A 6874-nucleotide genomic window follows, 5' to 3' on the forward strand; every position below is an offset into this window, starting at 1 on the left:
GATGATGTATGGTTCTTCGAACCAGTGTTCTTCGAGGTTGGCGCCCTCCCCAATCCGGTCGATCACGGCGAAAAGCCCGGGCTCCGCCAGTGGTGTCAGCACCCCGTGCCATGTGCCCTTGTGAAAATTCACACCCTCCCCCGGTGCGGTGACAAAGGCCTGCGGATCGACCGGCGCGCCGTCCTTGTCGGCGGCGACGATCACCAGAAACGGATCTGCCGACATGGGAATGAAGGCCTGGCTGCCCTCTGGGTGGCGCTCCATCATCTCCAGCGTGTAGGGCAGCGTTTCCCGCTCACCCCGGAAGATGCTGATGCCCGCGCGGCCATCGTTGAAATCGAGCTGCGCACGGTCGTGAAACCGGGCGCATTTCCCCCGGTTGATCATCTTGTCGGGCGTGCCGGAGGCATCCAGAAGGTTCCCGTAGGGCGCGAATGCTTCCCGCGTCAGGGGCCGGGTCTTGAGCGGTTTGGTCATGATGAAAACTTCTCCCTCAGACGCAGTTCGGCGATACGCTCCACCTGTTTGCAGGCTTCGGCGAATTCGGTCTCGCGGTCCTGTCCGATGCGGCGTTCGAATGCGGCCATGATGGAAGCCTTGGTGTTGTCCCGCACGGCGATGATGAAGGGAAAGCCGAATTTGCCGGTATAGGCGTCGTTCAGTTCGGTGAACTTTTGCCGCTCCGCGTCCGTCAGCGCGTCCAACCCGGCTGAGGCCTGCTCCGCCGTGGAGTCAGTCGTCAGCCGTTTGGCCTGCGCCAGTTTGCCCGCCAGATCGGGATGTGCGTTCAACACGGCGAGGCGCTTTTCCTCCTCCGCGCGCCGGAACACCCGCGCCAGGATCTGGTGGATGCCCTGCGCGGTGTCGTGGGTCGGCCCAAGCTCCAGCGCGTATGCGCCTTCGGCCACCCATGGGCTGTGTTCGAACACGCCGCCGAATTCCCTGACGAAAGTATCGCGATCCATCTCTGAGGGGCGTTGCGACCGTGTCGGCGGATGTTCCCGCGCCCAGTGGTCGGCGATCTGTTCACGGGTGGCGAACCACACCCCGTCGTGGGAGCGGACATGGTCGATGAACCGCTGCAATGCCTGCGCGCGGCCCGGGCGGCCCGCCAGGCGACAATGCAGCCCGATGGACATCATCCGGGGCCGGCCTTGCTGGCCTTCGGCATAGAGACAGTCGAAACTGTCCTTCAAATAGTCTTCGAACTGGTTCCCGGTGGTGAAGCCCGCCTGAATCGCAAAGCGCATGTCGTTGCAATCCATCGTGTAGGGCACGATCAGCTGATCCTTCCCGCCGAAGGACAGCCAGTAGGGCAGGTCGTCGGCATAGCTGTCGGCGACATAGGCGAATTGCCCGGTTTCCGCGGCCAGCCGCACGGTGTTGTCGGAGCAGCGCCCGGTATACCAGCCGCGCGGTGGGGTGCCGACCGCTTCGGTGTGCAGGCGGATCGCTTCGGCGATCTGGGCGCGCTCTTCCTCTTCCGGCATGTCCTTGTGTTCGATCCATTTCAGTCCGTGGCTGGCGATTTCCCAGTTCGCGGCCTTCATCGCGGCCAGCTGTTCGGGCGCGCGGGCCAGTGCGGTCGCAACGCCGTAGACGGTGATGGGCAGATCCCCCAGCATCCGGTGCAGCCGCCAGAACCCCGCCCGGGCGCCGTATTCATAAATCGATTCCATGTTCCAGTGCCGCTGGCCGGGCCATGGTTGCGCGCCGGTGATCTCGGACAGGAACGCCTCTGAGGCGGTATCGCCGTGGAGGATGTTGTTCTCGCTGCCCTCTTCGTAATTGAGCACGATCTGCACGGCGATCCTGGCCCCGCCGGGCCAGTTGGCGGCGGGCGGGGTCGCTCCGTATCCGGTCAGGTCTCTGGGGTAGCGGTTCACGGGCCGGTCCTTTCATTGATCCCGCATCTCAATAAACCGAAACAATCGGGATGATTTTCAAGAAAAACACAAAGGAGCATATACTCCGCGCCACTTTGCCCCTTTGGCGGGGCGATGACTATAACGGCGTGACAGTGAAGGAGCCTGACGATGCCCGGATATCTCACCACGCATGTACTCGACACCGCGCGCGGTCTTCCGGCTGCGGGGATGCAGATCGAGCTCTACAGGATCGAAGGCGAGGCGCGCAGGCACCTGAAGACGCTGGTCACGAATGGTGACGGGCGCACGGATGAACATATCCTGCCCGCCGGGAGCTTTGAGCGTGGCGTTTATGAACTGGTGTTCCATGCCGGTCGCTATCTCGATGCGGTGGGCACCCCGCCGGAAGAACCACGGTTTCTGGATGTCATTCCGCTGCGGTTTGGTATGTCCGAGGCTTCGCATTATCATGTGCCGCTTCTGCTGTCGCCTTTCGGCTATGCCACCTATCGGGGCAGCTGAACCTGCCCGGAGCTATCGCGGACCACCTTGCTGATCTTGTCGATGATGAATTCCATGAAGAGGCGCGTCTTGGGATCCTGCCCCCGGCGGTGGGTAAAGAGACAGGCCATCTGGATGGGCTCCGGCGGGGTCGTTTCGGCCACGGTTACCAGCCGGCCCGCCTTCAGGTGGTCGGCCACCTCGAATACCGGCTTCATCGCGATCCCGTGCCCGCCAAGGGCCCAGTCCGTCAGTACGTCACCATCATCGGATTCATAGCGTCCCGCGACGCGGAATTTCCGCGGGCCATCCGCGGTGACCAGCCGCCACTGGAATTCCGTCGCACCGGGGTAGCGCAGGTTCAGGCATTCATGTTTTCCCCCGGTCAGATCGTCGCCCGACGCAGGTTTGCCGTGGGCTTCGATATACTGCGGGGAGGCGACCAGCACGCGTTCCACATCGGCGATCTTGCGGATGCGCAGGTTGCTGTCTTCGGGCTGGCCCAGAAAGAACGACAGGTCGAGCCCTTCGGTGGTCAGGTCGACCTTGCGATCGGTGAGCCGCAGCCGGACCAGAACTTCCGGATATTCCTTGAGAAACAGCGGCACCTGCGGTGCGATCAGCCGTCTGCCCACGCCCAGAGGTGCCGCGACATAGAGCGCGCCCTTGGGATTTTCGGTGATGTTGACGACCTGCGCCTCGGCGTTTTCGACGGATTCCAGTATTTCGCAGGCTCCGCCGTAGAACGCCTTGCCCTGTTCGGTGGGCGCAAGACTGCGCGTCGTCCGCTGAAAGAGCCGGACGCTCAGATGTTCCTCCAACTGTGAAATCCGGGAGGACGTCACCGCAGGCGATATGCGCAGATCCCGACCGGCCGCCGACATGCTGCCGAGTTCGTAAACGCGCACAAAGGTGCGTATGTTGTCGAGATAGGACATTCTTCCGGAATTTTTGATGCTGCTTGGTAATTTGCCATGATAGCAGAAAAGAGCCCTGTATCATAGACTGTCCTTCACCTTGGGCATGGGAGGATTCGCGCATGTATGATTTCGCCGTCTTGTGGGATTGGATCGCCTTTTCCGTCCGCTGGCTGCATGTGGTCACGGCCATGGCGTGGATCGGGGCGTCGTTCTATTTCATCGCGCTGGACCTGATGCTCAAACCCGCGCCCGACATGCCGGAGGGGGCCTACGGCGAAGAGTGGGAGGTGCATGGCGGCGGGTTCTATCACACGACCAAATACCTCGTGGCGCCGGAGCGGATGCCGGAACATCTGACCTGGCACAAATGGCAAAGCTACACGACATGGCTGTCGGGGGCGGCGCTTTTGATGATCATATACTGGGTGGGGGGAGAGATCTTTCTGCTCGATCCCACGAAGGCGGATCTGTCGCTCTGGCAGGGTATCGTGATCTCGGGCGGGTCGCTGACGCTGGGTTGGCTGGCTTATGATTTCATGTGCAAGACCAAGCTCGCCGATCACCCGACAATCCTGATGTTGCTGCTGTTCGTGATCCTCGTGGCGATGTCATGGGGCTACAACCAGATCTTCACAGGGCGCGCGGCGTTGCTGCATCTGGGCGCTTTCACCGCCACGATCATGACGGCCAACGTCTTTTTCCAGATCATGCCGAACCAGCGCATCGTGGTCGAAGACCTCAAGGCGGGGCGCAAACCGGACCCGAAATACGGCAAGATCGCCAAGGTCCGTTCGACCCACAACAACTACCTGACCCTGCCGGTCGTGTTCCTGATGCTGTCGAGCCATTATCCGCTGTCCTTCGGGACGCAATATGCATGGATCATCGCCAGCCTGATTTTCCTGACCGGTGTCACGATCCGGCATTACTTCAACACGATGCACAGAACCGGCAGCGGCCCGCACTGGACCTGGGCGGTGACGGCGCTGCTGATGCTCTTCATCGCTTGGCTGTCGTCGGCCCGACCGACAGACACGCTGGAGGAGGCGGAGGCGCGAGAACTTACACCCTCCGAACAGGTCTTCGCCTCTGCCGAAGGGTTCGGGGACGCGGTGGATATCGTACGGGGCAACTGCTCCATGTGCCATGCGCGGGAGCCTTTCTACGATGGCATCCGCTGGGCGCCGAAGGGGGTGCATCTGGAAACCGAAGGGGACATCGCCCGCCACGCCCGGGGCATTTACCTACAGGCCGGGTTGAGCCATGCCATGCCGCCCCCCAATGCCATCGCCACGATGACGGAGGAAAACCGTCAAGCCATCGTCGACTGGTACCGTGAAGCCCGCGCGGCGGACTGATTGAAAACCTCCGTCGCTATTCGGTTTCCGTCGGGAAAACGGCGGGCGACGCGGCGGATGTAGCTGAATAATGCTTCTTCGCCCTGAGGTGGCCGCGGCTGTCGATGCTCATCCGGTAGAGGGTGAAGAGACCCAACGAAAGCAGGACAAGCCCGATGAATACGAACAGGCCGCCTTCGCGGTCGTCGCCCATGAACAGCGCGGCGGCCAGCGGCCCGATCGTCGCGCCGATGGAAAAGGCAAGGATCAGCCCACTGCTGGTTTCGACCATGCGTTCGTTCGGGATACTGTCATTGGCGTGGGAAATGCACAGCGCATAGATCGGGATCATCAGCGCCCCGTGCATGGCCGCAAGCGCCAGCGTCGGTAGCCCCGGTGTGGTGACATCGAAGCCGATGGCGAGGCCCGAAACCACCGTCCCGCAGGAAACAGCGGCGATGACGATCCGCCGGTCGATCTTGTCCGAGATCCAGCCGAGGGGCCATTGAGACAGCGTGCCGCCCAGAACGAAGGCCGCCATCAGCAGCGCGATCTCGCCGGTGATCATGTCCCTACCTTGGGCAAAGACCGGCCCCAGCGACCAGAACGCGCCCTCTGCCGTACCGGCAAGAAAACACCCGACCGCCCCGACCGGCGACACCGCGTAAAGCTTGCGCAGGTCGAGCCGGGCCGAAGGCACAGGCGTCGGGGCCGGGGTGGGCGTAAGGCTCAGCGGGACGATGGAGAGGCAGATCAGGATCGCCACGATCAGAAAAAGCGTGACTTCCAGCGTGTCCGACGCGTTGACCAGCAGTTGTCCGATCATCGTCACGATATTGCTGACCACGATATAGGCCGACAGAATGCGCCCCCGGTTGGTGTTGGAGGAGGCATCGTTCAGCCAGCTTTCGGCCACGATGTACAAGACCGCCAGACAGGCCCCGCTCACCACCCGCAGCAGGCCCCAGATCAGCGGATCGATATAGAGCGGGAACGCGAGGATGGTCGCGGTGAGCAAGGCGGTCAATCCGGCAAAAACGCGTACATGCCCCACCGCGCGGATCAGCTTGGGCCCGATGAAACACCCAAGGGTGAAGCCCCCGAAATAGGCGGTGCCCAACAAACCGATCAGCGCGGCGGAATATCCTTCCTGCCCCGCCCGGATGGGCAACAGGGTCTGAAACAGCCCGTTCCCGGCAAAGAGCAAGGCGGCACAGATCAGGATCGTCACGATCGACACCAGCGACGACGTTTGCTGTGGCTGCGTCATCGAAGGTGCCTTTCTATGATGGCGCATGCGCGACAGGGCGATGCACCTTCGGATTTCCGGGGAAGCCCGGGCTGCGGAACCTAGTGTTCGAAACCCGGGCTAACCTAGCGTTGATAGATAACCGGAAACCAGTCTTCGCGCAAAACCTGCCCCGGCGTCATGTCATGGCCCGGAAACGGTGGGGATGTCGGGCCCGGGCGTTCCACGTACCGCGCGTCATCGCCAAGCAGGCGCAGCGAAAAGGCGCGGCGGCGCGTTTCGGTGGTATTGCCCCGGGCGCCGTGCAGCGTGCCATAGTGAAAGGCGACGGCATCGCCCGGCTCCATCTCCCACTCCTTGACCTCCATGCCTTCGGCATCGGGGTCGGGCACGGCCATGTAATCGTCCTCGTTCGGGTAAAAGCTCGTCTCCGCCAGCCAGCGGGTCGGCAGTACCGGCTTTTCCCACGCGTGGCTTCCCGCGACGCAGCGCAGGCTCGCGCCCTTGACCGGGTCCATCGGCGACCAGAAGCTGACGTTCTGCCTGCCCTCCACGAAGTAATAGGGCCCGTCCTGATGCCACGGCGTCGCCTTCGAGGTGCCCGGTTCCTTGACCAGCACGTGATCATGGAAAACCTGCACGCGGTTCGATTGCATCAGATCGGCGGCGACCTCGGCGGCGGGGGAATTGCGGATCACCTCCTCGAACTCGGGGATGCGGGTCCAGTTGCAGTAATCGTCGAAGAACCGCCCGCCTTCGCCTTCTTTCAGGTTCTCGGCCGCATAGGGGCCGGGGTCGTGCATGTTCCGCTCTATCCCGTTGCGGATGGTATCCACGTGATCGGCGAACAGGCCCTTGATCAGAACGACGCCGTCGCGCTGGAAACTGTCGATGTGGTCCTGACTGAGAAGTGCATGCATGGGCTGGATCCTCCTTTGCCACCGGTGATACGGGAGGTAGGATTTAACGTCTAATAATATCTAACGATAATATTATTAG

General features: G+C 62.2%; 7 protein-coding genes. 2 read left to right on the forward strand and 5 right to left on the reverse strand.

Going from position 1 to position 6874, the window contains the following annotated elements; all coding sequences use genetic code 11:
- Window positions 1-477: ureidoglycolate lyase (locus A3728_RS09780; protein ID WP_067922833.1), on the reverse strand; the 477-nt coding region annotated here is incomplete at its 3' end.
- A complete protein-coding gene (puuE, locus tag A3728_RS09785) occupies window positions 474-1886 on the reverse strand; it encodes an allantoinase PuuE (protein WP_067922807.1) in 1413 nt (470 codons plus the stop codon). The genes puuE and A3728_RS09780, both read right to left, overlap by 4 nt.
- Window positions 1887-2036: 150 nt before the next feature.
- Between puuE and uraH the strand changes: the two genes are divergently transcribed.
- On the forward strand, window positions 2037-2390 hold the full coding sequence (gene uraH / locus A3728_RS09790) for a hydroxyisourate hydrolase (RefSeq protein ID WP_067922808.1): 354 nt from the start codon (window positions 2037-2039) through the stop codon (window positions 2388-2390).
- On the opposite strand, the gene A3728_RS09795 is transcribed toward uraH, so the two are convergent.
- Window positions 2375-3307, reverse strand: coding sequence for a LysR family transcriptional regulator (locus tag A3728_RS09795; RefSeq protein ID WP_067922813.1), 933 nt, complete (start codon window positions 3305-3307; stop codon window positions 2375-2377). The two genes, uraH and A3728_RS09795, sit on opposite strands and share 16 nt — an antisense overlap.
- A 101-nt stretch (window positions 3308-3408) precedes the next feature.
- Here A3728_RS09795 and A3728_RS09800 point away from each other — a divergent pair, with 101 nt between their 5' ends.
- Window positions 3409-4647, forward strand: a complete 1239-nt coding sequence (locus A3728_RS09800) for a urate hydroxylase PuuD (RefSeq protein WP_067922816.1) — start codon at window positions 3409-3411, stop codon at window positions 4645-4647.
- Window positions 4648-4663: 16 nt separating this feature from the next.
- Here the strand turns inward: A3728_RS09800 and A3728_RS09805 are convergent, their stop codons facing one another.
- A complete protein-coding gene (locus A3728_RS09805) occupies window positions 4664-5896 on the reverse strand; it encodes an MFS transporter (protein ID WP_067922827.1) in 1233 nt (410 codons plus the stop codon).
- Window positions 5897-6000: 104 nt separating this feature from the next.
- Complete coding sequence (locus A3728_RS09810) at window positions 6001-6795, reverse strand: phytanoyl-CoA dioxygenase family protein (RefSeq protein ID WP_067922831.1); 795 nt, start codon at window positions 6793-6795, stop codon at window positions 6001-6003.
- Window positions 6796-6874 lie beyond the last annotated feature (79 nt).

The organism is Sulfitobacter sp. HI0040 (genome assembly GCF_001634885.1).
Lineage (GTDB): Bacteria > Pseudomonadota > Alphaproteobacteria > Rhodobacterales > Rhodobacteraceae > Sulfitobacter.

Coding starts and splice junctions, on each gene's coding strand:
- uraH (WP_067922808.1), top strand. CDS start 2,037: ATGCCCGGATATCTCACCACGCATGTACTCGACACCGCGCGCGGTCTT.
- A3728_RS09795 (WP_067922813.1), bottom strand. CDS start 3,307: ATGTCCTATCTCGACAACATACGCACCTTTGTGCGCGTTTACGAACTC.
- A3728_RS09800 (WP_067922816.1), top strand. CDS start 3,409: ATGTATGATTTCGCCGTCTTGTGGGATTGGATCGCCTTTTCCGTCCGC.
- A3728_RS09805 (WP_067922827.1), bottom strand. CDS start 5,896: ATGACGCAGCCACAGCAAACGTCGTCGCTGGTGTCGATCGTGACGATC.
- A3728_RS09810 (WP_067922831.1), bottom strand. CDS start 6,795: ATGCATGCACTTCTCAGTCAGGACCACATCGACAGTTTCCAGCGCGAC.